Origin of the sequence: Nonomuraea sp. NPDC049141 (assembly GCF_040648415.1) — a bacterium.
Lineage (GTDB): Bacteria > Actinomycetota > Actinomycetes > Streptosporangiales > Streptosporangiaceae > Nonomuraea.
Genome location: NZ_JBEZDR010000271.1, coordinates 1 through 1,117, shown reverse-complemented (window position 1 = coordinate 1,117; position 1,117 = coordinate 1). Strand labels below are relative to the sequence as shown.

General features: G+C 59.5%; 2 rRNA genes. Both read right to left on the bottom strand.

Annotated elements, in window-relative coordinates:
- Nucleotides 1-541 (bottom strand): 23S ribosomal RNA (locus AB0B91_RS66405); the annotation flags it as partial.
- A 491-nt stretch (nucleotides 542-1,032) separates the two neighbouring features.
- Nucleotides 1,033-1,117: ribosomal RNA gene (locus tag AB0B91_RS66400) — 16S ribosomal RNA — on the bottom strand; the annotation flags it as partial.

The following is a 1,117-nucleotide window of genomic DNA, read 5'->3' as shown; positions in this document are numbered from 1 at the left end:
CGTGCACTATCGGTCATCAGGGAGTATTTAGGCTTACCAGGTGGTCCTGGCAGATTCACACAGGATTTCTCGGGCCCCGTGCTACTTGGGATCCCTTCCGACAGTCGACAGATTTTCGCCTACCCGGCTCTCACGGTCTACGGCGCCCCTTCCCAGAGGCTTCAACTAACCCATCGATTTATCACTGTCCGAGAAGACGGCAGCCCCCTCAAGAAGGTCCCACGACCCCGAACGTGCAACGCCTGCCGGCTATCACACACGCCCGGTTTAGCCTCATCCGCTTTCGCTCACCACTACTCACGGAATCACTCTTGTTTTCTCTTCCTACGGGTACTGAGATGTTTCACTTCCCCGCGTTACCACCAACCGCCCTATACATTCAGGCGGAGGCAACACCACATGACTGGTGCTAGGTTTCCCCATTCGGACATCCCCGGATCAACGTCTGGTTGGCGACTCCCCGAGGCTTAACGCAGCCTCCCACGTCCTTCATCGGCTCCTGATGCCAAGGCATCCACCGTGTGCCCTAAAAAACTTGGCCACAAAGATGCTCGCGTCCACTATGCAAATCTCAAACAACAAACAGCAACCAACCCCACCCGCCACCAGACCACCCACCCCCCACAAAAGAAGGGCAGATGCGATGTGACAGAAGGATGGCCCTGCATGAGGTCCCACAAACCACGGGACTGCCCACCGTACCGGGCGCCGACTACCGCCGACGCCCCATCCCGCCAACCCGCCGCCAGAGGAGCAAGCCCAGAAGGGGCTGCTCGTGGTGCGGGCAGTAGGGGATGCGGTCGCAGTCCCACAGGTCCGTTTCCTCAGGACCCAACAGTGTGTCCAACCGATTCGAATCGTCCAGAGCGCGTCTTCCCACTCCGCTGTCACCAGCGGCGGTACCAACGACCCGGATGACCCGGACCACTTGAGTAGCCAGTGCTCCACTAATGAGCTGCCGAGCAGAAGACGTTCGCTTCTGACCTCGACGTAGACCCGTGTCCTTGCGAACACAGGGCCGGTGCTCCTTAGAAAGGAGGTGATCCAGCCGCACCTTCCGGTACGGCTACCTTGTTACGACTTCGTCCCAATCGCCAGCCCCACCTTCGACCGCTCC